The sequence below is a fragment of the Marinomonas gallaica genome (genome assembly GCF_001639745.1).
Classification (GTDB): Bacteria; Pseudomonadota; Gammaproteobacteria; order Pseudomonadales; family Marinomonadaceae; genus Marinomonas; species Marinomonas gallaica.
In genome coordinates this window covers 74,862-96,972 of record NZ_LTAX01000009.1, presented here as the reverse complement: position 1 = coordinate 96,972, position 22,111 = coordinate 74,862, and the positions used below count along the sequence as shown (strand labels likewise).

Annotated in this window: 21 protein-coding genes and 1 tRNA gene; 4 read left to right on the top strand and 18 right to left on the bottom strand. The window is 44.6% G+C overall.

The features are described from left to right. Positions 1–7: 7 nt before the first annotated feature. From nadA to AYW76_RS10310, 17 genes are all read right to left on the bottom strand, one after another. Positions 8–1,054, bottom strand: coding sequence for a quinolinate synthase NadA (nadA, locus tag AYW76_RS10390; RefSeq protein WP_082866190.1), 1,047 nt, complete (start codon positions 1,052–1,054; stop codon positions 8–10). 38 nt (positions 1,055–1,092) lie between these two features. After that, positions 1,093–1,168, bottom strand: a tRNA-Lys gene (locus AYW76_RS10385). 43 nt (positions 1,169–1,211) lie between these two features. Beyond that, complete coding sequence (gene ybgF / locus AYW76_RS10380; RefSeq protein WP_067219479.1) at positions 1,212–1,985, bottom strand: tol-pal system protein YbgF; 774 nt, start codon at positions 1,983–1,985, stop codon at positions 1,212–1,214. After that, positions 1,985–2,539, bottom strand: coding sequence for a peptidoglycan-associated lipoprotein Pal (pal, locus tag AYW76_RS10375; protein WP_067219475.1), 555 nt, complete (start codon positions 2,537–2,539; stop codon positions 1,985–1,987). Before pal ends, ybgF begins: the two co-directional genes overlap by 1 nt. Positions 2,540–2,563: 24 nt before the next feature. Next, on the bottom strand, positions 2,564–3,862 hold the full coding sequence (tolB, locus tag AYW76_RS10370) for a Tol-Pal system beta propeller repeat protein TolB (RefSeq protein WP_067219472.1): 1,299 nt from the start codon (positions 3,860–3,862) through the stop codon (positions 2,564–2,566). Beyond that, a complete protein-coding gene (tolA, locus tag AYW76_RS10365) occupies positions 3,862–4,836 on the bottom strand; it encodes a cell envelope integrity protein TolA (protein WP_067219468.1) in 975 nt (324 codons plus the stop codon). The genes tolB and tolA overlap by 1 nt, the downstream gene beginning before the upstream one ends. Before the next feature lie 3 nt (positions 4,837–4,839). Continuing rightward, complete coding sequence (gene tolR / locus AYW76_RS10360) at positions 4,840–5,262, bottom strand: protein TolR (RefSeq protein WP_067219464.1); 423 nt, start codon at positions 5,260–5,262, stop codon at positions 4,840–4,842. Between the two features lie 2 nt (positions 5,263–5,264). Continuing rightward, positions 5,265–5,939, bottom strand: coding sequence for a protein TolQ (gene tolQ / locus AYW76_RS10355; protein WP_067219461.1), 675 nt, complete (start codon positions 5,937–5,939; stop codon positions 5,265–5,267). 14 nt (positions 5,940–5,953) lie between these two features. After that, positions 5,954–6,967, bottom strand: coding sequence for a Holliday junction branch migration DNA helicase RuvB (gene ruvB, locus AYW76_RS10350; protein ID WP_067037741.1), 1,014 nt, complete (start codon positions 6,965–6,967; stop codon positions 5,954–5,956). Positions 6,968–6,969: 2 nt separating this feature from the next. Beyond that, a complete protein-coding gene (gene ruvA / locus AYW76_RS10345; RefSeq protein ID WP_067037739.1) occupies positions 6,970–7,569 on the bottom strand; it encodes a Holliday junction branch migration protein RuvA in 600 nt (199 codons plus the stop codon). Continuing rightward, positions 7,569–8,117 carry a crossover junction endodeoxyribonuclease RuvC gene (gene ruvC, locus AYW76_RS10340; RefSeq protein ID WP_067219459.1) on the bottom strand — a complete coding sequence of 183 codons (549 nt, stop codon included), beginning with the start codon at positions 8,115–8,117 and terminating at the stop codon, positions 7,569–7,571. Before ruvC ends, ruvA begins: the two co-directional genes overlap by 1 nt. A 128-nt stretch (positions 8,118–8,245) precedes the next feature. Continuing rightward, a complete protein-coding gene (aspS, locus tag AYW76_RS10335; protein ID WP_067219456.1) occupies positions 8,246–10,015 on the bottom strand; it encodes an aspartate--tRNA ligase in 1,770 nt (589 codons plus the stop codon). Between the two features lie 168 nt (positions 10,016–10,183). Next, on the bottom strand, positions 10,184–10,669 hold the full coding sequence (locus tag AYW76_RS10330) for a hypothetical protein (protein ID WP_067219453.1): 486 nt from the start codon (positions 10,667–10,669) through the stop codon (positions 10,184–10,186). A 63-nt stretch (positions 10,670–10,732) separates the two neighbouring features. After that, on the bottom strand, positions 10,733–12,346 hold the full coding sequence (gene cysN, locus AYW76_RS10325; RefSeq protein WP_067037731.1) for a sulfate adenylyltransferase subunit CysN: 1,614 nt from the start codon (positions 12,344–12,346) through the stop codon (positions 10,733–10,735). Positions 12,347–12,361: 15 nt separating this feature from the next. Then, entirely contained in the window at positions 12,362–13,270 is a 909-nt protein-coding gene (gene cysD / locus AYW76_RS10320; RefSeq protein WP_170756327.1) for a sulfate adenylyltransferase subunit CysD, read from the bottom strand. Between the two features lie 164 nt (positions 13,271–13,434). Then, positions 13,435–14,793 (bottom strand): prephenate-dependent tRNA uridine(34) hydroxylase TrhP, encoded by a 1,359-nt coding sequence (gene trhP / locus AYW76_RS10315; RefSeq protein ID WP_067219449.1) that lies wholly within the window; start codon positions 14,791–14,793, stop codon positions 13,435–13,437. Between the two features lie 140 nt (positions 14,794–14,933). After that, entirely contained in the window at positions 14,934–15,905 is a 972-nt protein-coding gene (locus AYW76_RS10310; RefSeq protein ID WP_067219445.1) for a coiled-coil domain-containing protein, read from the bottom strand. Between the two features lie 165 nt (positions 15,906–16,070). On the opposite strand from AYW76_RS10310, the gene AYW76_RS10305 reads away from it, so the two are divergent. From AYW76_RS10305 to fusA, 4 genes are all read left to right on the top strand, one after another. Then, positions 16,071–16,655 (top strand): superoxide dismutase, encoded by a 585-nt coding sequence (locus tag AYW76_RS10305; RefSeq protein ID WP_067219443.1) that lies wholly within the window; start codon positions 16,071–16,073, stop codon positions 16,653–16,655. 166 nt (positions 16,656–16,821) lie between these two features. Beyond that, positions 16,822–17,487 carry a TIGR04211 family SH3 domain-containing protein gene (locus tag AYW76_RS10300; RefSeq protein ID WP_067037720.1) on the top strand — a complete coding sequence of 222 codons (666 nt, stop codon included), beginning with the start codon at positions 16,822–16,824 and terminating at the stop codon, positions 17,485–17,487. 21 nt (positions 17,488–17,508) lie between these two features. After that, positions 17,509–18,684, top strand: a complete 1,176-nt coding sequence (locus AYW76_RS10295) for a cation:proton antiporter domain-containing protein (protein ID WP_067219441.1) — start codon at positions 17,509–17,511, stop codon at positions 18,682–18,684. A 158-nt stretch (positions 18,685–18,842) separates the two neighbouring features. Continuing rightward, positions 18,843–20,933, top strand: coding sequence for an elongation factor G (fusA, locus tag AYW76_RS10290; protein ID WP_067219438.1), 2,091 nt, complete (start codon positions 18,843–18,845; stop codon positions 20,931–20,933). A gap of 88 nt (positions 20,934–21,021) precedes the next feature. Here fusA and AYW76_RS10285 read toward each other — a convergent pair whose 3' ends face one another. After that, positions 21,022–22,074 carry an aldo/keto reductase gene (locus AYW76_RS10285; RefSeq protein ID WP_067219434.1) on the bottom strand — a complete coding sequence of 351 codons (1,053 nt, stop codon included), beginning with the start codon at positions 22,072–22,074 and terminating at the stop codon, positions 21,022–21,024. Between the last annotated feature and the right edge of the window lie 37 nt (positions 22,075–22,111).

Below are 22,111 nucleotides of genomic sequence, written 5' to 3'. Positions count from 1 at the left end.
ACTGCACTCAGCCCTTTTTGAAATCAAGCATACGCTGTAGCGGCTTTAATGCCTTCACTCGAACAGCCTCATCCACAAAGATTTCATCAGTACCGTCGCGAAGCGCATTACGCAGTAACTCTAATGAATTTAAAGCCATCCACGGACAATGTGCACAACTGCGACATGTCGCTCCAGAGCCTGCCGTAGGCGCTTCAACGAAACGCTTATCAGGTGATGCCTGCTTCATCTTGTAGAAGATGCCACGGTCAGTTGCCACGATAAAGGTGTCGTTAGACATTTCTTTAGTTGCTTTTAGTAGCTGCGACGTTGAACCAACAACATCGGCAATCTCCACCACTGACGAAGGCGATTCAGGATGAACCAAGATCGCTGCATCAGGATAAATAGCTTTAAGGTCAAGAATACCTTTCGCTTTAAACTCTTCATGAACAATACACGCACCGTCCCATAACAACACATCGGCGCCCGTTTGAGACTGAACATAATGACCTAAATGCTGATCTGGCGCCCAAATGATCTTTTCGCCATTATCACTCAAATACTGCACAACATCTAAGGCAATAGCAGAAGTAACCACCCAATCCGCACGCGCTTTTACTGCAGCAGAAGTGTTAGCATAAACAACAACGGTACGATCAGGATGTTGATCACAGAACTTGTTAAATTCATCTTCTGGGCAACCTATATCCAGAGAACATGTTGCCTCTAAAGTAGGCATCAAAATAGTTTTTTCTGGACTTAAGATTTTCGCCGTTTCACCCATAAACTTAACACCAGCAACTACCAGTGTTTTAGCTGGATGTTCTGCGCCAAAACGAGCCATTTCTAATGAATCCGCAATGACACCACCCGTTTCTTCGGCAAGTTCTTGAATAGCATCTTCGGTATAATAGTGCGCAACTAAAGCAGCATCTTTTTCTTTCAAGAGCGTTTTGATTTCATCACGCAAAGCTTGATTATCAATGACGGGCTTTTTAAGCGATTCTTCAGCTTCAGACAGATATTTCTGAACTGTATCGCGTAACGCGGCTTTATCGATTAATTCAGACATTGATTAACCCCTTGGAAATGGGCATTGTTGGAGTGTGATGGTGGGTCGTACTGGATTCGAACCAGTGACCAATTGATTAAAAGTCAACTGCTCTACCAACTGAGCTAACGACCCAACGGCCGCGTATACTACAGTGATCACTGGGGATTGCAAGAAATTATTTCATATCATTCAAATAATTAGCTGCTAATGCTGCTGCATTCGAATCTGGGAAATTCGTGATAACACGATTCAAACTGTCTTTGGCCAGCGTCTTGTTACCAAGCTGATCATTTACTATACCAAGTTTATAAATAGCATCTGGTACTTTTGAATGACCCGAAAAGGAATCTTGAACGATTTTAAATTGGACCAATGCCTCACCCTGATTACCCAACACTAGCGCGAGCTCACCTAACCAATAATGAGCGTTACCCGTCAGCGTATTGTTGGGGTACTTCTCAGCAAACGCACGTAACGACGTTTGAGCACCCTCAAAATTACGCTCTCGGACTAATGCATACGCAGAATTATAGGCAGCCTTAGCGTCAGCACTTGGTTCTTCAAGCTTTACAGGCGCCGCAGCCAAACTCTTGGCAGAGGAATTACTATTACCATCTGTTTGCTGACTCGATACAGGATTATTTGAAGCAACAGCGGTTTGTGCAGAGTTATTGAGCACAGCTGGGGCAGCTTGAGTAGACAACGTTGATAAACGCTTATCAAGGTCAATATAACGCTCTTTTGATAAGGACTTAAGCTTACTTAATTCGTAGTTTTGTTGCTCAACTTGACCACGTAATTGGGAAACTTCTTGCTGTAACATTTCTAATTGATAAAGAAGATCTGCCGCAACATTCGCAGAAATACCATTTGCAGAGTTGGCCATAGCAATTGGTGCTGACAATGTCAGCACCAATGCAAGGGAGCTCATTTTAAAGCGAGTTTTCATTACTCGTAGCGAACCTCTACACGACGATTAAGCTGCCAAGAAGAAGCATCGTGACCAAATGCAACAGGCACTTCTTCACCAAAACTAACCGTTTCGATTTGTGCAGCCGCAACACCTTGGATAGTTAAGTAACGCATGATCGCTTTAGCACGACGTTCACCAAGTGCCATATTGTATTCACGAGTACCACGCTCATCAGCATGACCTTCAAGAACGATACGCGCATCAGGGTTATCCATTAAAAACTGAGCGTGTTTAGCAAGCGCTTCACGAGCTTCTGGACGAACGATAGATTTATCGAAATCGAAGTAGAAAACAGTTGCTACGCCAGCAAGAAGATCAGCATTTTGTTGCGCATCAGCCTGATCATCCATAATAACACTTGATAGCGAGCCATCTTCGCCAGCCGCATAGGTTGAGTCAGAAGTGCTTGCTTCAGAACCTTCACTCGCCATAGAAGAAGTGTCTGAATCAGACGCGGTAGTACTACAACCGGCCAACCAAGCTGCAGACAAACCAATCACTGCAAACTTACCTAGTTTTGTTACACTCATTATTAGCTCCTTAAAAGTGCTTTATTATTTAAAGTAGGGAGACCAAGCAGGTTCGCGCACATCTCCTTGAGCTGATGGTAGCCTATATTTAACAAGACCATCAACTGAAACTACCGACAAGATGCCCTTTCCACGATCAGAGGTGGCATACATCACCATACTGCCGTTTGGCGCTATACTTGGCGACTCATCCAAATAGGTTTCTGTCAGTATCTGTACTCGCCCCGTATTCATATCCTGCAAGGCAACATGATAATTACCATCGTTCTTCTGAACTGTCACTAAGTAACGTCCATCTGGTGTCATACGAGCACGTGTATTTGAATTACCTTCAAACGTCACCCGCTCGACATTTTTTGTGCGAACATCTAAGCGATAGATTTGCGGGTTACCACCACGGTCAGAAGTAAAGATAATACCTTGCCCATCCGGCTCCCAAGTCGGTTCAGTATCAATTGAATAATGATTTGTCATGCGCTCAAGTCGACGCGTTGCAATATCCAATGTATAAATTTCTGGGTTATTATCTTTAGACAACACTAACGCTAATTTCTTACCGTCTGGTGACCAAGCTGGCGCACCATTTAGTCCGCGGAATTGAGTCAATTGCTGTTGTTTACCACTAGCAAGTTCTTGAATGAATATACTAGGTCTACGGTTACGAAACATAACATAGGCAATATTACGACCATCACGACTCCAAGAAGGCGACAAGATAGGCTCTTTAGAGCTCACAATCACTTGTGGTCGATGCCCATCCGCATCCGCTACTTGTAGTTTATAAGTAGGGGCCGCACGATCACCTTCTGAGGTAACATAAAGAATACGTGTACTGAAGGCACCACGAATCCCTGTTAGTTGTTCGTAAATCTTGTCACTAATAAAATGCGCTGCATCCCTAAAGTTACTCGGCTTGACATCCAACGCTTCACGCTTACCAACGCGACTTTGTGTCAACACATTCAAAAGCTCATATGAAATACGGTAGGTACCATTACCGTTATTCTCAACACCGCCAACCAATACATAGTCTGCTTTCAGTAAACGCCAATCGCGATAAAATACATTTTTTGACGAATTAGGCAAGCTCAGCATATTTTCACGCGGAATAGCTTCAAACACGCCACTACGCTGTAGATCAGACTCAACAATTCCAGCCACATCTTCTGGTAATGGTGAGGTTCCAGAATAGCCAAATGGAACAACCGCAATTGGCAACAATTGATCCGCACCACTGGTAATTTCAATGACCAACTGAGCCCTAACGGGTAACGCCATCGTTATACATGCCACAAAAAGGGCAAATAGAATATTTTTTCTCATCAGTTTCTCAAATCTTGTGGGTTAAACAACAAATCGACTTGTCTAAAATTACGTTCAAAGATATAAGACTCAATCTCTGACAACTCCTCGATACGACCTACTTTGTAAACTGCATCCATGGCACGTTTATCAAAAATAGCATCACCACTCCCCTTTAACACCTGCACATTAGACACTTCACCATTCGGTAAAAAGTTAATGCGCAATGTTGTCTTCATACCATTGCGTGCACTTGGCGGACGGATCCAAGCATCCGTCACGCGTTTGTTTATCAAACCACTGATAGACTGAACCATCTTACCCGCTTCTGCGGCTTGTCGACGACTCTCTTCCTCTGCGACCGCCCTCTGAACAGCCTCTTCGGCACGCTTACGGCGCTCGGCTTGCTCTTGTGCCTTACGTTTACGCTCTGCTTCCGCTGCTTTTTCTTTTTCGCGTTCTTGCTGTCGCTTACGTTCAGCCTCTTTACGTGCCTTTTCCTCTGCTTCACGCTTCTTACGTTCCGCTTGCTCTTTACGTGCTTTTTCGTCTGCCGCTTTTTTCTGCTCAGCTAACTTTTTCTGACGCGCTTTTTCATCTGCCGCTTTCTGCTTTTCAATCAAAGCTTGGCGCTCAGCTTCGGCTTTTTTACGCACCGCCTCTTGCTTTTTGCGAGTAGCTTCTGCTTCACGACGCTGCTGCTCTAACGCTTGTCGTTCAGCTTTTTTTTGTGCTTGTTCTTGCGCCTTTTTTTGAGCATCTCGTTCGGCCTGCTCTGCTGCTTGGGCCGCGCGCCGCTTGTCTGCTTCGCGCTTACCAATAATCGTATCTGAGACATCAACGATGGTCGCATTAACAATAGGGGGACGCTTGGGTGGCTCTGGCGTATTTTCAGTCAATCCCGCAACCAGTATCCCACCCGCAATAACGGCAACATGCAAGCTAACAGCAAAAACAACAGGTAATGAATAGCTTTCCTTATCAGTAAACTTCATCGCTTACTCAGGCTCCGTAACCAGGCCAACATTTGGAGCACCTGCGCCTTGCAATGCAACCATCAGACCAACCACTTCACCATAAGGCACATTTCTATCACCACGCACCAGAATAGGTAAGCGGGGATTTTGTGCCAGCACTTTACTCACACGATCTTTCAGGTCAGCCAAAGAAATGGCACTTTGCTCACCACCGATATCAATAAAGTAATTTCCGTCTTTATCTACCGATGCCACAAGCACATCGGATTCATCGTTCTCAATCGGAGCAGCATTTGCATTGGGTAGCTCAACATCCACCCCTTGAGTCAACATTGGTGCAGTAATCATAAAAATAACTAACAGCACCAACATTACATCAATATAGGGCACAACATTAATTTCAGCTACCGGCTTGCGTCGCTTTGTACGGCGTCTTGATAGCATGATTAGCTCCCTTCACGGACATGTACTTTACGGTAAAGCACACTGCTAAACTCATTCGCAAAATTCTCGTAGCTAGATGCCAACGAGTCAGCTGTGGAAGAAAATTTATTGTAAGCCACAACCGCTGGTATCGCGGCCGCCAAACCTATAGCTGTCGCAATCAGTGCCTCAGCAATACCAGGCGCAACGGTCGCTATGGTCGCTTGCTGTACCTCAGACAAACCAATAAAAGCATGCATGATGCCCCATACCGTCCCAAACAAACCAACATAAGGGCTAATTGACCCAACCGTCGCCAAGAATGATAAATGTTGATCTAGTTTCTCTTCCTCACGATAGAGCGCAACACGCATAGCACGATCGACTCCCTCTATAATAGCATCCGCTTCGACTGTTCCATTTTGACGCAATCGAGTAAACTCTTTGATGCCAGCCGCGAAAATGTTCTCCATTCCTTCAACCTTGCGACCTTCAACGGTTAACTGGCGATATAAATTACTTAGGTCGATTCCAGACCAAAATTGATCTTCAAAATTCCGGCGCACTTTTGTAGCACGACCAAGGATTCTTTTACGCTGAAAAATGACAATCCATGAAAACACGGATGCCAGCAATAACGTCAGCATTACTAATTGAACTACAAAACTAGCGTTTAAAATTAAGCCCCAAATGGACATCTGTCTGTTTTCCTCTATTCAAAGTCTTGAGGTAATTGATAATCAAAATGCTCATAAGCACGCTTTGTCACTTGTCGCCCCCTTGGCGTACGAATCACAAAACCTTGCTGAATTAAAAATGGCTCAATCACATCTTCAATCGTATCTTTGTCTTCCCCAACCGCGGCAGCGATGCTGTCTAAGCCAACTGGACGACCATCAAACTTTTCTATCATGGTCAACAACATACGTCGATCCAAATGATCAAAACCTTGACTGTCTACACTTAACATATCCAGAGCACGTTGGGCAACTTTTTGACCGACAATTAGATCGCCTCCCACTTGAGCCACATCGCGCACACGACGCAGTAAGCGGTTTGCAATACGCGGTGTACCCCGAGATCTTCGCGCCACCTCGAAACACCCTGGGCCATCCAAGTCTACACCAAGCTTAGATGCAGAACGTTTAACGATTGTAGTCAGAGATTCGACATCATAAAACTCCAATCGTTGCACGATTCCGAAACGATCGCGTAAAGGTGATGTCAACAAGCCCGCACGGGTCGTTGCACCAACCAAAGTAAAGGGAGGGATGTCAATTTTGATGGAGCGTGCAGCAGGACCTTCTCCAATCATGATATCAATTTGGTAGTCCTCCATTGCAGGATAAAGCACCTCTTCAATCGCAGGACTCAAACGGTGAATCTCATCAATGAAGAGCACATCCCCCTCTTCTAAGTTGGTCAATAAAGCCGCCAAATCCCCTGCGCGCTCAAGCACCGGACCCGAGGTGGTTTTAATTTCCGCCCCCATTTCATTAGCAATGATATTAGCCAATGTCGTCTTTCCTAATCCCGGCGGACCAAAAATCAAAGAATGATCCAAAGGCTCACCGCGCTGACGAGCTGCCTGCATAAAGATATCCATTTGCTCTTTAACCACAGGCTGGCCAATATACTCAGCAAGACTTTGTGGACGAATTGCACGATCCACTTGTCCATCATTGCCTTTTAGCTGCGGCGAAATAATACGGTCGTGTTCTATCATAGTTATTTCAACATACTCTTTAAGGCAGCCTTAATCAGTAACTCACTGTTTGACTCGTCTTTTGGCAATTTAGCAATCATACGTGCGGCTTCTTGAGGCTTATATCCCAATGATATCAAGGCTGCTTCTGCTTCTTGGCGCGGATCGGCTTGCACCTGCGTCACCACAGAACGCTCAGTAAACAAATCTTGCTTAGCAGCCGTTCCAAGTTTATCTCGTAACTCAACCACCAAACGTTCCGCAGTGCGCTTACCAACACCAGGAACTTTTGTTAACGAGTCAATCTGCGACTCTTGTACTGCTGTAATTAGTTCGGGTGGATTCATACTCGATAAGACTGACAATGCCATTTTAGGGCCAATACCATTTACCTTGATCAATATTCTAAATAGAGCCCTCTCATCTTTTGTAGCGAAACCGTACAAAGACTGTGCATCTTCTTTGACTTGAAAATGCGTGTGCAGTATCACGCTCTGCCCAACCTGAGGTAATTCATAAATGGTACTCATTGACGCCATAATTTCATAGCCCACACCACCTACATCCACCAGCAACTCTGGCGGTGTTTTTTCAATTAAAGTTCCTACAATACGACCTATCATCACTTCACCTTCAAATCAGATATTTGCCAGCGCTTAGAAGAGCGCCCTGCGCGCTTACCAACACCATACTCCAGTCCATCCGAGGTACGCGTATTGGCATGGCACAACCCGATGGCTAAGGCATCCGCCGCATCAGCCTGAGGCGTTGCCTCTAATTTTAGCAACAACTGTACCATTGATTGAACCTGCGCTTTATCAGCATTACCATTCCCTACAACAGACTGCTTCACACGCCTCGCAGCATATTCATAGACTGGCAAATTAGCCATACCAGCAGCCACAATGGCAGCACCACGAGCTTGCCCAAGCTTTAATGCAGAGTTGGCATTTTTTGCTAAAAACACCTCTTCAATCGCAAATTCATTAGGCTTAAACTCTTCAATCACTTCACTAACACATTCAAATATTCTCTTTAGTCGAACGGCTAGGTTTTCATCTGGCAACTTAATGCAGCCACTGCTGACATAATTCACTTTACCATTGATAATATCTACCACCCCAAAGCCTGTGATTCGTGAGCCTGGGTCAATTGCTAATATACGCGCCAAACTGATTCCCTTGGATGATCATCCACGTAAAATACTGTATATTTCAACAGCATAAAGCAAACAATGCAAGGCAATAAAAAAGGGCCATACAAATGGCCCTTTTCATGTATTCATTAACGCTTAACCTATTACTCGGTAACAGGCTTACGCACACGAATACTCAATTCTTTAAGCTGCTTCTCGCTCACTTCACCCGGTGCTTGAGTCAATAGACACGTAGCACTTTGAGTTTTAGGGAAAGCAATAACATCACGAATCGACGCAGAACCCGTCATCAACATCACTAGACGGTCAAGACCGAACGCAAGACCACCGTGCGGTGGCGCACCGAATTTCAGTGCATCCAACAAGAAGCCGAATTTTTCTTCTTGCTCTTCAGCTGAGATATTCAATAGCCCAAATACCGTTTCTTGCATCTCAGACTGGTGAATACGAATCGAACCACCACCCAACTCAGTACCATTAAGTACCATATCGTAGGCTTGAGACAATGCCGTCAATGGATTCGCTTTCAGATCTTCTGGAGAGCAAGAAGGCGCTGTAAACGGATGGTGAATGGCAGTAATACCACCATCTGATGTTTGCTCAAACATTGGGAAGTCAACTACCCAAAGAGGCGCCCACTCACACGTGTAAAGATCAAGATCCGCACCAAGTTTACAGCGAAGCGCACCCAGCGCTTCATTGACAACACTTGTTTGATCAGCACCAAAGAAAATCAAATCGCCATCTTGTGCCTCAACACGATCAAGCAACGCTTGACGTACTTCAACTGGCAAAAACTTAACGATTGGAGACTGCAGACCCTCTTCAAGATCCGCTTTGTTATTAACCTTGATGTAAGCAAGACCTTTCGCGCCGTAGATACCTACGAACTTAGTGTACTCATCGATTTGCTTACGCGTCAGAGAATTACCACCTGGTACTTTAAGTGCAGCAACGCGGCCATTTGCATCTTTCGCTGGACCAGAGAAAACCTTAAAGTCTACTTCTGTCATCAAGTCAGATACAGTTTCAATCGTAAGCGGAATACGCAGATCTGGTTTATCAGAACCGTATTTCTCCATAGCCTCAGAGAAAGGCATACGTGGGAATGCCCCCAAATCAACATCTTTCACTTCTTTAAACAGATTTGAGATCATACCTTCCGTCAGAGACATAATCTCTTCTTGACCTAGGAAAGAGGTTTCTAAGTCAATCTGAGTAAATTCTGGTTGACGGTCAGCACGCAAATCTTCATCACGAAAACATTTAGCAATTTGATAATAACGATCAAAACCAGACACCATTAATAACTGCTTAAATAGCTGTGGTGACTGAGGCAATGCAAAGAAGCTACCTTGATGAGTACGGCTTGGGACCAAGTAATCACGCGCACCTTCTGGCGTTGCACGTGTAAGAATCGGTGTTTCAATGTCTAGGAAGCCATTGTCATCCAAGTAGCTACGCAAAATCGATGTTACTTTTGAACGAAGACGAAGCTTTTGTTGAATTTCAGGACGACGCAAATCCAAGAAACGGTTTTTCAGACGAATATCTTCACCTACAGCCTGATGCTCATCCAATTGGAAAGGAGGCGTCGCGGCGCGGTTCAAAATTTCGATTTCATGACCAAGGATTTCAATTTCGCCCGTGTTCATGTTTGGGTTAACAGTACCTTCAGGACGAGCACGAACCAGACCCTTAACTTGAACCACGAATTCACTACGGCAGCTGTCTGCTAGCGCAAAGCTTTCCGCGCGATCTGGATCAAATACAACCTGAGTCACGCCTTCACGGTCACGTAGGTCCAAGAAAATAACACCACCGTGATCTCGGCGACGGTGAACCCATCCACAAAGAGTCACGACTTCTGAAATGTTTTTTGCTGTTAATTCGCCGCAATAATGGCTGCGCATAATTTCTATCCTATTACTGTCTCGACATTACGAGAACATACCGTTATTTCACCCCGCCGCAGTTCAATTCAAATGCAGTCAAATGCTGGCAACAGGGAGATATTAATCATTTAAGGCCCAGCATTATATGCCAAGCGCCCAACACACTCTAGGGGATGACTCAAATTTCTAAACTTGACCCATAAAAATTTGCGCAATCTCAGCATCAATTTCGACACCTCGACTTTTCATAAGAATTTCATCGCCCTCTTCTTTTAACAACAATGACTTACCAAGCGGCGTAGAGGGCGTAACAATTAAAGCTTTTTCGTCATCCAATTCAAACTCACCACCGCCAGAATGTTCAGCAATGATCACAATCCGTTGCCAGCCATCCGAGCGCGAAAGCAACAATACAGAGCCCAACTCGATCACTTCTGAATTAGAAAAACTAAACTTACGAAAATACGCCAAATCCGCTTCACACTCTGCCAAGCGCACCGCTTGTCCATGTGCTAAATAGGAGTTCTCCAGACCAAATGTATCCCACTTAGTTTCTGCAACACTTTCTACACTAGTGGCCGCTTCCTTTGCCTGATTAACCGCTTCGGCGGCAATCGCCACTCGTCCAACAATATAAAGAAGCAACTGTTCAAAAAGACGATCTAAAGACATAACAACCACGCACAAAAAAGCCACTGTAAAAACAGTGGCTTTTATACACGATTTAGTAAACTTTTACAGGCTTACAACCGATAAAACTTGCTCAACAAGATCATCGACTGACCCCGCTGACAACTGGATATCAGCAACTGACGCGTCCGCAACAATCACAACAACACCCGTCTGCTTCAACAGTTCCACTTCTGCATGACTAGCATTTAGCTTTGCAATGGATACCACACCGCGACGAAGCAATCCCCGCTCTAACAGCTGGACATCAACACTTGCTCCTTCCGCTAAAGCAACAACCGCTGGCTTCTGACCAAGGCGAGCTGCACGCTCTTCAGCAGTTACCAAGGTATCTTGATCCAGATCACCAATGGTTTCTTCAACCATGCCCGCACCAACGGTCACGTTTGATAGACGATCAATAATGATCAAAGCCCCCGTCAGCGGGCTATTCTGATAATCATCAAAAGCAACTGGCGCGTCAAAGCTAATCACACAATCAGCAATAACATTTAGTTCAACTTGATCAACTTCAATGTGCTCAAGAGTATTCACATCAACACGGTGATTTATATGATGCACTTTACCTGGAACCGTTTGAGTTCCCAGCTTGAAGTTATACAGCTTGCCTGGCACTAGCGGTTGCTCAGCCATCCAAACAACAGATGCTCGAAGGTTAGAGCTAATTTCTGGCTCATGACCAGGATGAACAATCATATCGCCACGGCTGACATCGATCTCATCTTCAAGCGTTAATGTAACCGCTTGACCTTTCTTAGCCACATCAAGATTACCGTCATACGTTACAATCTCTGCAACTTTTGACTTCTTACCTGATGGCAAAGCCACAATTTCATCGCCAGGCTTAACAAGGCCCGCAGCAATCGTTCCAGCAAAGCCACGAAAATCTAGATTCGGACGGTTAACATATTGCACAGGGAAGCGGAAAGCATCGCTTTTAACATCACGATTAATCTGAACCGACTCAAGAATCTGCATCAAAGGACCACCCTGATACCAAGGTGTTTTCTCCGATGCGTTAACAACGTTATCGCCTTGCAAAGCAGACATTGGCACGAAGTACACATCTTCAGGTTTGCGGTTACCTAATTGCTCAATGAATTGTAAGTAATCCGCGCGTATTTCGTTGTATTTTTCTTCAGAAAAATCCACCAAGTCCATTTTATTTACAGCAACCACAACATGCTTAATACCCAATAAAGAAGCAATAAAACTATGGCGACGTGTTTGCGTTTGTACACCGTAGCGCGCGTCGATCAAAATAATAGCAAGGTCACAAGATGATGCGCCCGTTGCCATGTTACGCGTGTACTGTTCATGCCCTGGGGTATCTGCGATGATGAACTTACGCTTCTCCGTTGAGAAGTAACGGTATGCCACATCAATGGTAATACCTTGTTCACGTTCTGCTTGTAGACCGTCGACTAGCAACGCCAAGTCAACTTCCTCGCCTTGCGTGCCAGATTTTTTGCTGTCGCGCTTCACCGCATCCAAGTGATCTTCATAGATCAGCTTAGAATCATGCAACAAACGACCAATTAATGTACTTTTACCATCATCTACGTTACCGCAGGTAAGCAAGCGAAGCAGGTCTTTCTCTTCATGCTGCTTTAAGTAGCCAAGGATATCTTGACTGATCAATTCTGATTGATGAGACATTTACAACTCCTACCCTTAGAAATAACCTTGCTTCTTCTTCTCTTCCATCGAACCCGTTGAATCGTGGTCGATGACACGGCCTTGACGCTCAGAACTCGTCGTCAATAGCATCTCTTGAATGATCTCTGGCAACGTATCCGCCTCAGATTCCACCGCACCTGTAAGCGGATAACAACCTAGCGTACGGAAACGCACTGATTTCATTTCTGGCACTTCGCCTTCTTTAAGCGGCATACGCTCATCATCAACCATGATTTGCACGCCATCACGCTCAACGACAGGACGCTTCGCAGAGAAGTAAAGAGGAACAATTGGAATGCTCTCTAGGTAGATATACTGCCAGATATCCAGTTCCGTCCAGTTAGACAAAGGGAATACACGGATGCTTTCACCTTTATTTACTTTACCATTGTAGATATTCCACAATTCTGGACGCTGATTTTTAGGATCCCAGCGGTGCTGTTTATCTCGGAAAGAATAAACACGCTCTTTCGCACGAGATTTTTCTTCGTCACGACGCGCGCCACCGAAAGCCGCATCGAAACCATATTGATCAAGCGCTTGCTTTAAACCTTGCGTCTTCATCACATCAGTATGTACTGCGCTGCCATGGGAAAATGGTCCAATACCCTGAGCGATACCGTCAGGGTTTTGATGGACCAACAGATCCAAACCAAGCTTCGCGACCATTTCGTCACGGAACGAGATCATTTCCTTGAATTTCCAACCTGTATCTACATGTAGCAGTGGAAATGGTGGTTTTCCTGGGTAAAACGCTTTCATTGCAAGATGCAGCATAACCGCTGAATCTTTACCTACAGAGTACAACATGACCGGGTTATCAAACTCTGCGGCCACTTCTCGAATAATGTGAATACTCTCAGCTTCAAGCTGTTTAAGGTGTGTCAGTCTTGCCTCTGTCACTGTCATAGTATCTCGTCTCAAATTTGTAAAGTCTTCGGCATTTAGTTAACTATAACATGCCAGAAAGTTATAAAAACCAACCCAAATAGATTTTCATGGCATATAGATATTAAAAAAGGCTCATAATGAGCCTTTTAATTGATACCTTATCCAGGCAACAATTTTCACTGTCCGTTTGGTAAGTTTCTCATAATCAAACCAAGCTCCAATTGTTCTGGCTGATATGGCAGCGGTATACGCACTTTATGCCCTGAGCCCGGCGCAACAACCACTGCTTCACCCTTGAGGTTTTCCATCACCTCAATATTGTAAAGCATACTTCCTTTAGGCGTAATCAGCTCAATAGAATCGCCTATTTTAAAGCGATTTTTGACCTCAATCGTCAACCACCCATCATTCCAGTCAAGCATTTCACCCACAAACTGCTGGCGATCTGAACTGGAATTACCATGTTGATAATTCTGGTACTGATCATGCACATGACGGCGATAAAATCCTTCGGTATATCCACGGTTAGCCAATCCTTCAAGTTTGTCCATCAATGACATATCGAAAGGTTGACCATGCGTCGCATCGTCAATGGCTTTACGATAAAGCTGTGCGGTTCGTGCTGCATAAAAGTGAGATTTGGTGCGCCCTTCAATTTTTAAAGAATGAACCCCCAACTCAATTAGCTTTTCCACATGCTGAATGGCACGTAAATCACGACTGTTCATAATGTAGGTGCCATGCTCATCTTCAAAAGCTGGCATGAACTCACCCTCACGCCCCTGCTCACGAAGCAATACCACGTCATCGAACGGCTTCCCCTCCCCAAGCGTTGGCGCTACGAAGCCATTTGGATCAAAACTTTGCACACCTTTAAGGTGACTACCATCCGCTGGCACAATATCACCATTTTCATCTTGCACCGCCGATTTCATATCATATTGCCAGCGACAAGAATTCGTACAAGTCCCTTGGTTTGGATCGCGACGATTAAAGTAACCAGACAACAAACAACGCCCAGAATACGCGATACATAAAGAACCGTGAACAAATGTCTCGATCTCCATCTCTGGCACCCTTTGACGAATTTCACCCACTTCATCTAAAGAAAGCTCACGAGATAGAATGACGCGCTCCAACCCGAAATTATGCCAAAATTTAACCGTTGCCCAGTTTACTGCATTAGCCTGCACTGATAAGTGAATTGGCATATCCGGCCATTTCTCTTTAATCAACATCATCAAACCAGGATCAGACATGATCAAAGCATCTGGACCCATTTCAACCACAGGCTCCATATCTTTTATAAAAGTCTTAATCTTAGCGTTATGCGGGGCAATATTTGTCGCAACATACAATTTCTTACCTTGGCCATGAGCTTCCTCTATGCCTTGTGCAAGATTTGCCATTGTAAAATCATTATTTCGGACACGCAGACTGTAACGAGGCTGGCCAGCATAGACTGCGTCAGCACCATAGGCATAGGCATACCGCATATTCTTAAGAGTACCAGCAGGGGAAAGCAATTCAGTCATAATAAAACTTTATACAGAAATTAAGATGGCGCGAATTCTAGCGAAAACAGCCCTCTATCCCGAAGCGTAAAAACAAAAATGACCGAACAAGTCGGCCATTCTTTGATGTAAATCAATCTGCAAAAAAACTATGAAACGAATCAACCATTCTTCAAGCTCAACTCCAGCGACATTTGACGCACTTGTGACTTTAAGTTATTGATCTCACGTAACACCTGAGGGCGAAACTGATCTATTGAGCGAATAGCTTCTTCCGTGCTTTGGAGCCTAGAAGACAGATTACTTGGCACAGATGGCTGACTGGCAGCACTTGATAACGCATCAATACCTTCTGACTGCTGAGACACCTTAGAATCCAAGCCACTCAACGACCGTTTTAATTCAGACAGTTGACGGTCTAAATCTGCAATACGGTCTCGTTGCGAACCAATCGTTGACCCTTGTTGCTCCACTTTAGCATTGAGATCGCCAGCAAGAGTACTCGCCTCTTCTATCTGATGCTTCTGAGCCTCTTCAATCTTAGCGACTGTATTAACCATCGTATTGTAGCCGTTTTCAATATCATTAAACGCATCCGCTTGAACAGCGAAACGCTTACCCTGAGTTGAAACAACCTCTCTCAATTCTGACAGCTTTTCTTGTAACACTTCAATTTGCTGATCATTATTCGCAATACCAGTCCGGTTTCGATCATACGCAACAGCCCAAAGCTTTCGAATTTCACTATCGTGAGTCTTCAATGTTTCTTCAACTGTTTGACCTAGGGCATTTGTCGATACATCGGCCGCCACCAATTGACTGTCTAAGTCTTGAATTTGACTACGAGCGCCAAGTAACTCGTCACGCAACGCCTGATTTTCCATCCATAACCAGTAGCCACCTGCTCCTGCACCACCTACAATCAACAGAAGAAGAAAATACACAAACGCTAGACTGGTTTTCTTAGCTGGCGCATATCCAGCGGCACCAGGAGATCCTGTAGGCCTTGCTGGTGGAGGGTTTAGGCGTTGCTTGCCTGTTCTAGGCACTTGCGAACTACTTGTGCCCCGATCACTAATTTCATCTTGATCGAGTGTTAGACTTGGGATTTCTACATCATCATCTTTGCGCATAACTATGGTCAGCCGTCAATCTTTGTACAACTATGAAAACTTTGGGAATAAATAACCATACAAACAGAATGAATATAATATTCAAATGTTCGATGCTACTATATAAGCACCATTAACTGCTTGATCACAAGCACTTTTCATTACAATAAAGCAAGGAGAAAAGAAATGGCTTTTGAACTACCAGCTCTACCTTACGCTAAAGATGCTCTTGAACCACATATGTCCCAAGAGACACTTGAGTTTCACCATGGCAAACACCACAACACTTACGTAACTAAGCTAAATGGTCTTGTTCCTGGTTCTGAGTACGAAGGCAAATCTCTAGAAGAGATCATCTCTTCAGCTCCAGCTGGCCCAGTATTTAACAATGCGGCACAAATCTGGAACCATACTTTCTTCTGGAATAGCCTAACGCCAAACGGCGGCGGCGAGCCTACGGGCGCTCTAGCTGATGCAATCAATGCTAAATGGGGCTCTTTCGCAGCGTTCCAAGAAGCATTCAACGACAAAGCCGTAAATAACTTCGGCTCTAGCTGGACTTGGTTGGTGAAAAACGCTGACGGTTCACTAGAAATCGTTAACACTAGCAATGCTGGTACGCCAATGACTGCTGGTCAAACTGCTTTGATTACAGTTGACCTTTGGGAACACGCTTACTACATTGACTACCGCAACGTTCGCCCTGATTACCTTAAAGGCTTCTGGGCACTTGCAAACTGGGAATTCGCAGCAGCTAACTTTGCAGCATAAACCCACAGTATGACCAGTCTAAAAAAGCGCAACTTCGGTTGCGCTTTTTTTGTTTTACACATTGTTGACGCAATACCTTTGCTATGTCGACCCGCAAGATATTGCGCTTAAGTGCTAGTAGCGTTATTGTCTCGTTACAAGTAATTGATTGTAAAAGGGTCTTCACGTGCTAAAACAAATACTGTTCGGATTAACGGCTTCCTTTAGCGTTATACTTTCAGCGCAAGCAGAAACGGTTTATGTTTCTGATATTCAATTCGTTGCCATCCGCGAAGGACTAAGCAATGACACTCGCGCCACAGAACGCGGTATAAAGAGCGGCACCCCTCTTACCGTCTTACAACGTCGTAATGACTACGTAAAAGTTCGCACACCTGATGGCAATGAAGGCTGGCTTCCAAATTACTTCATCAGCGAAGACCGTGTAAGCCGAGACCAACTTGTTTATCTTCAAAATCAGCTCACCCAAGCGAAAGAAGCAAAGGTAGACGCTCAGGACGTGTTACAAGAGACCAAAGATACAAACAGCGAATTGATTTCCTCGGTAGAATCACTCACCTCTCAAAAGCAAGCACTTGAACAGCAACTGATGGATGTGTCCGTCTTAGCGCAACAAGCTAAAGAGATCGTGTCAGCCAATCAGGAGTCTGATTACAAGATCAAATCGCTGCAGCAACAAGTCGACACGCTTACGATGCAAAACGAAGAGCTTAGCAATTCGATTGAACAACGCTGGTTCCTAATCGGTGCGGGGACATTGATTGCCGGTGGCATTTTAGGCTTACTATTTCCAATGACGCGTAAAAAGAAGGTATCATCTAGCTCTTGGTAGACAACTGCATGAGGGAAAAACATGGATGTGAACATTGTACACTCTTTCTTTCTCATCTTTGGGGGCGCCGCGGTGGTCGCCTCCATTGCCCTTTATACTAAGCAACCTCTTATTCTGGCCTACATTGCACTCGGTGCATTATTTGGCCCTTCCGCCCTTCAACTAGTGGACCACCCCAAATTGCTTGAAGGTATGTCTCACATCGGCATCATCTTCCTACTATTTTTACTTGGTCTTGATATGAAACCGAGCCACCTTTTTAACATGCTTAAGAAAGCATCTTGGGTCGCTATCATTTCATCCATCACTTTTGCCGCCTTTGGGTATTTCACAGCCATCGTATTTCAATACACTCAAATGGAATCGCTCATCATCGGGCTTGCAATGATGTTTTCCAGCACCATCGTTTGTATCAAATTACTTCCTACTACGGTATTGCACCATAAACACACCGGTGAATTAGTTGTAGGCTTACTTTTGCTGCAAGACATTATCGCCATCGCAGCCTTGCTTGCTTTAGTTGCCATAGGCAGCTCTTCAGATGCATCGAATAGCTACATGCAATACCTTAAACCTATAATAGGCCTACCTACTTTAATTGGCGGTGCTTTTTTACTAGTCAAATACGTATTACTGCCCCTTATTACACGATTCGACCGCTTTCATGAGTACATCTTTTTACTCTCAATCGGCTGGTGCTTATCAATGGCCACCGCAGCCGAATTACTTGGCTTATCCGCCGAAATGGGCGCTTTTGTTGCCGGTGTTGCGTTGGCCACCTCGCCTATTTCCCAATACATCGCCACCAATTTAAAACCACTAAGAGACTTCTTCCTTATCCTTTTCTTCTTTTCCATTGGTGCGAGTTTCAACCTAGATCTACTCGGACTTGTCATTTGGCCAGCGCTCGCTCTAGCGATGCTGTCAATGATTATCAAGCCCGTTGTTTTTCGCTTTTTATTAAAAGGCTTAAAAGAAGACAAATCTACTAGCTGGGAGGTCGGCTTTCGCCTAGGACAGGTAAGTGAATTCTCACTACTCATTGCTTATTTAGCCGCATCACTAGGCTTAATAGGTGTAGAAGCCAGTCATGTCATTCAAGCTACAGCGATTTTGACCTTTGCCCTATCAACCTATGTAGTAATCTTGAGCTACCCTAATCCTATCGCTATATCTGATCGATTAAGGCGTGATTAGACCAAAATAATCAAATAAATATCGGTGGTAGTCAGCATGCCTCTTTTATTGCGCTATCAAAGTATAATAGAATACGCGCGAATACCTGACTACTTCGCTGAAAGGTCTTGTATACTAACTATGCGAAAAATTCATCCGACACTTTTTAGAGTAATGTAATGGCTGACTTATCACTTTACAGAAACATCGGTATCTTTGCCCACGTAGACGCGGGTAAAACTACCACCACAGAACGTATCCTTAAGCTTACTGGTAAAATCCACAAGACTGGTGAAGTTCACGACGGCGAATCAACTACAGACTTCATGGAACAAGAAGCAGAGCGCGGTATTACTATCCAGTCTGCTGCTGTTACTTGTGAGTGGAAAAACCACCGCCTAAACGTTATCGATACTCCTGGACACGTAGACTTCACAGTTGAAGTATACCGTTCTTTGAAAGTACTTGATGGTGGTATTGGTGTATTCTGTGGTTCTGGTGGTGTTGAGCCACAATCAGAAACAAACTGGCGCTACGCTAACGAGTCTGAAGTTGCTCGTGTAATCTTTGTTAACAAACTAGACCGTCTAGGCGCTAACTTCTACCGCGTTGTAGATCAAGTTAAAAACGTTCTAGCTGCTAACCCTCTTGTTATGACACTTCCTATCGGTGAAGAAGATGAATTCGCAGGTGTTGTAGACGTTCTAACTAAGAAAGCTTACATCTGGGACGACAGTGGTCTTCCAGAGAACTACGAAATCACTGATGTTCCAGCTGATATGGTAGACAAAGTTGAAGAATATCATGAAGCATTGATCGAGACAGCTCTAGAGCAAGACGAAGATCTAATGATGGCTTACCTAGAAGACGGTGACGTTCCATCGATCGATGAAATCAAGCGCTGTATCCGTAAAGGTACTCGCGACCTTGCGTTCTTCCCAACGTACTGTGGTTCTGCGTTTAAAAACAAAGGCATGCAAAACGTTCTTGATGCAGTAGTAGATTACCTTCCTTCACCAACGGAAGTTGACCCACAAGAATTAACTGACAAAGAAACTGGCGAATCAACTGGCAAATACGCTATTGTTTCTGTTGATGAACCTTTACGCGCACTTGCGTTTAAGATCATGGACGACCGTTTCGGCGCTCTTACCTTCGTTCGTCTTTACTCAGGTAAACTAAACAAAGGCGACACGATCCTTAACTCTGCAACAGGTAAAACTGAGCGCGTTGGCCGCATGGTTGAGATGCAAGCGGACGATCGTAACGAGATCACTTCAGCGCAAGCTGGTGATATCATTGCCATCATCGGTATGAAGAACGTTCAAACAGGTCACACTCTTTGTGATCCTAAACATGAATGTACACTTGAAGCGATGATTTTCCCTGAACCAGTAATCTCTATCGCTGTTCAGCCTAAAGATAAAGGCGGCAACGAGAAAATGGGTATCGCAATCGGTAAAATGGTTGCAGAAGATCCATCTTTCCAAGTTGAAACAGACGAAGACTCTGGTGAAACAATCCTTAAAGGTATGGGTGAGCTTCACCTAGACATTAAGGTAGACATTCTTAAGCGTACATACGGTGTAGATCTAATCGTTGGTCAACCTCAAGTTGCCTACCGTGAAACGATCACTCGTGAAGTTGAAGACAGCTACACGCACAAGAAACAGTCTGGTGGTTCTGGTCAGTTCGGTAAGATCGATTACCGCATCAAACCAGGTGAGCCAAACTCTGGCTTCACATTCACATCATCTGTTGTGGGTGGTAACGTACCGAAAGAATTCTGGCCTGCAGTTGAGAAAGGCTTCAAATCTATGATGGATCAAGGTGTCCTTGCGGGCTTCCCTGTTCTTGACGTAGAAGTTGAACTTTTCGACGGTGGCTACCACGCAGTAGACTCATCTGCTGTAGCATTCGAGATCGCAGCGAAAGGCGCATTCCGCCAATCTATCCCGAAAGCAGGCGCGCAACTTCTTGAGCCAATCATGAAAGTTGACGTGTTCACTCCAGAAGATCACGTTGGTGATGTAATCGGTGACCTTAACCGTCGCCGCGGCATGATCAAAGACCAAGAAGCAGGTCTAACTGGCGTACGCATTAAAGCAGACGTACCTCTGTCTGAAATGTTTGGCTACATCGGTTCTCTTCGTACAATGACATCTGGTCGTGGCCAATTCTCTATGGAATTCGCTCATTACGCTCCATGTCCTGCGAACGTTGCTGAAACTGTGATCGAAAAAGCGAAAGCTAAAAAAGAAGAGAAGTAATTCCTTTTTTTAAGACACAAAAAACCCGGCATATGCCGGGTTTTTTTATGCTCAAATTTCACATCATATATCCAGTAACTCATACCTACTAGTAAGGAGCAGGATACTGCTTAAAGACCTCAGCCACTTCCGATATCACCTGCTCACTCAAAGCAACCTCAAAAGCCTTTATGTCCTCTTTCAACTGATCCATGGTCGTTGCACCAATAATGGTAGAGGTTACTCCATCCACTTGATCTACCCACGCTAACGCTAACTGAGAGGCAGTCAGACCATTACGCTCAGCAATATCTTTGTAAGCTTTAATTGCCAGGTTAGACGCCTCTGTATCCCTGAATAAGCCATTTCGCTGCGCATAACTCCAACGACTACCTTGCGGACGCGCACCATCAATGTATTTACCAGACAACGCTCCTGCAGCTAATGGCGACCATGGCAAATACGCCACATCTTCGCGAACACAGCCTTCAATCAGATACGGCCAATCTTTCGCGTGCAACAAACTGAACTCATTTTGGATCGATGCCACGCGAGGCAAACTATGCTTTTCACTTAAACGTAGGTATTCGCTGACCCCCCATGGGGTTTCGTTAGAAAGACCAAAATGACGAATCTTACCCGCTTTAACGCACTCATCTAACGCTTGCAGTATCTCTAACATCTCAGCAGACTGCTGCTGAGTATCAACATCAGAAAAATTTAAGCGCCCAGGCCAATGTTTTGCAAAATGCGGGGAGGTACGATTTGGCCAGTGAATTTGGTAAAGATCGATATAATCTGTTTTTAATCGAGCAAGTGAATTATCAACAGATTGCACAATCGCTTCACCAGTTACATCGCCACCATCACGCACCCATGATAAACCGTTACCAGCAATCTTAGTCGCCAGTACAACTTCATCACGACGCGATTCATGACGTGAAAACCAATCACCAATAATAGACTCGGTCTTACCATAGGTATCAGGCGTAGGGGGAACGGCATACATTTCCGCTGTATCCCAAAAGTTAATACCTTGATCCAAGGCAAACTCAATTTGCTGGTCGGCATCTTGCTGAGTATTTTGTTTACCCCAAGTCATTGTACCAAGGCAAACATGGGACACATCGATATCAGTACGACCTAACTTACTGTATTTCATGTATATACATTCCTTTAAAAGTTTTACATCAACTTTA